Here is a 2,399-nt window from a genome sequence, read left to right on the forward strand (position 1 = left end):
GGTCGCGCGCCGTGCGCAGCGCCGCCACCAGTTCGGCCTCGGTGCGCGCGGTCGCGCCCCACCCGCCGTGGACGGCGGCCAGCTCGTCGGCGGTCGGCCCGCCGGAGACCTCGGTGACGCGGGTGTCCGCGCCCACCGCCAGCCGCAACCGCCTCGGCCAGCCGAAGCCCGCGTCGTCGAACACCACCACCACGACACCGGAACCCTGCTCCCGCAAGGACTCCAGCGCGCCCGCGCTGAGCCGGAACGCCGAATCACCGGTGAACACCGCGCACACCGAGCCCTCGGGCGCGCCCGCCGAGGCGCCGACCGACGCGGCCAACCCGAAACCCATCAGGGTCTGCTCGCCGGGGCACACCACGGTCGTGCCCTCCTCGACCCGCAACACCGGGTAGTGGTAGCTCCACATGTCGTGCAGCCCGTTGTCCTGCACCACCACCGCCAGCCTCCCCAGCTCCCGCTGGGCCAGACGCACGGCCGCCCGCACCGGCGAGCGCGCGAACGACGCCCGAGCGCACTCCTCCTGGGCCAGCGCCACGCCGCGCACCCGTTCCGACCACGGCGCCCGGTCCCGGACGGCCACCCGCGCGGTCAGCGCGCCCGCGGTCAGCGCGACGTCCCCGAGCAGCGCCACCTCGGGGGAGCAGCCCTCGCCGAACGCGGCGGCCGACTTGTCCACCTGCACGGTCGGCGTGCTCCGCCAGGCGTCCCACCCCATCCGCGCGGTCTCCTCCAAGCGGGAGCCGAGCACCAGCAGCGCGTCCGCCTCCGCCAGCACCTCACCGGCGGGCGGCGTGGTGTAGAGCCCGACCAGCCCGAGAGCCAGGGGGTGCGTCTCCGGCACCACCCCGCGTCCCGCCGCCGTGGTGAGCACCGGGGCGCCCAACCGCTCGGCGAGCCCCACCACCGCCGGGCCCGAGCCCGCCGACCAGCGGCACCCACCGCCCGCCAGCACCACCGGCCGCCGAGCCCCGTCCAGCAGAGCCGTCGCCCGTTCCAGCGCGTCCTCCGACGGCGTCGAGCGCAGCGGCAGCACCGGGCGCACCCCGACCGGGGCAGGCACCGGCGCCCGCAGCACCTCGTCCGCGATCTCCACCGCGGTGATCCCCGCCCGACCGTCGACGGCCAGCCGCACCGCGCGCTCCACCGCCCACGTCAGGACCTCCGCCGAGCGCGCCTCGTACTGCCAGGAGGTCAGCGGCGCCAGCATCCGCTGCTGGTCCACGTGCTGGAACCCGCCCCGGCCCACCCCCTCGGACGGCACCGAAGTGGTGATCAGGACCAGCGGAACCGCCAACGAGGACGCCTCCAGCAGACCGGCCAGCGCGTTGGCGAAACCGGGCCCCGAGCTCACCGCCAGCGCCACCGGCCGCCCCGACACCATGGCGTGCCCGGCTGCGGCGCACGCCGCCGTGCGCTGGTCGCCGATCCGCCACGCCCGCAGACCGGGGTGCGCGTCGGCCGCGTCCAGCAGACCGGGCTCGTCGGAGGGCAGCCCGAACACCGAGGAGCACCCGGTGGCGGCCAGCACGTCGGCCACCGCGCTCCAGCAGTCGACGCCGTCCTCGCTCACCGGGGCTCCCGCCCGCCGCCTGACGCGGTCGGGCCCAGCCCCGCCGCGCCCAGCTCGGCCGACAGCAGCAGCGGTCTCGCCACCACCGCCGCCCCCCGGCGCGCGTGCCCCGCCTCCAGCCCGTAACCGCCCAGCGGGGCGTTGCCGTTCTCCTCGTCCAGCGTCACCTGCTCGGCCAGCGTCACGGCGGTGCCGAGCACCCGCTCGGTCAGCGCCGGTTCGCCGTAGTGCGACAGGTACATGCCGCGCCGCAGCTCCTCCGGCGAGGACGCCCACCGCCGCACGTCCGCCACGTCCCGGTAGCGGGTCACCGCGAACACCGGCCCGAAGAACTCCGGCGGGTGGAAGGCCGGGTCCCACGGCAGGTCCAGCAACGTCGGCTCGACGAACCCCAGGTCGGCGCGCACCCGCCCGCCCGCGCGCACCGCGCCCCGGTGCGCGGCGAGGAAGTCCGCGATGTCCCGGACCGCGTCCGGGTACACCAGCGGCGCCACCTCGACGTCGAACTCCTCGCGCCGCCCCACGCGCAGCCCGCGCACCGCCGAGGCGAGCTCCGCCACGAAGTCGTCCGCGACGCTCTCGTGCACCATCACCACGTCCGGGCACAGGCAGTCCTGACCGGAGTTGTAGGTGCGCACCCGCACCACGTCCGCCACCACCGACGCCAGGTCCGCCTCGGGCCCCACGACCACCGGGTTGGGCCCGGAGCCGAACGCCAGCACCAGCGGGTCGCCGGTCAGCCTCGCCGCCACGGCGGTCGCGTTCTCCGGCTTCCCGGTGAACACCACCGCGTCCGCAGCGGAGCAGCGGGCCAGGAACCGGCGCT

2 protein-coding genes are annotated in these 2,399 nt (G+C 76.8%); both read right to left on the minus strand.

Annotated elements, in window-relative coordinates:
- On the minus strand, positions 1-1,573 hold a 1,573-nt coding region (locus ACTUAL_RS15175; protein WP_440900707.1), incomplete at its 3' end, for a thiamine pyrophosphate-binding protein.
- Positions 1,570-2,399, minus strand: an 830-nt coding sequence (locus tag ACTUAL_RS15180) for an aldehyde dehydrogenase family protein (protein WP_440900708.1), incomplete at its 5' end; no start/stop codon positions are given. The genes ACTUAL_RS15180 and ACTUAL_RS15175, both read right to left, overlap by 4 nt.

The sequence above is a fragment of the Actinosynnema sp. genome (genome assembly GCF_052038725.1).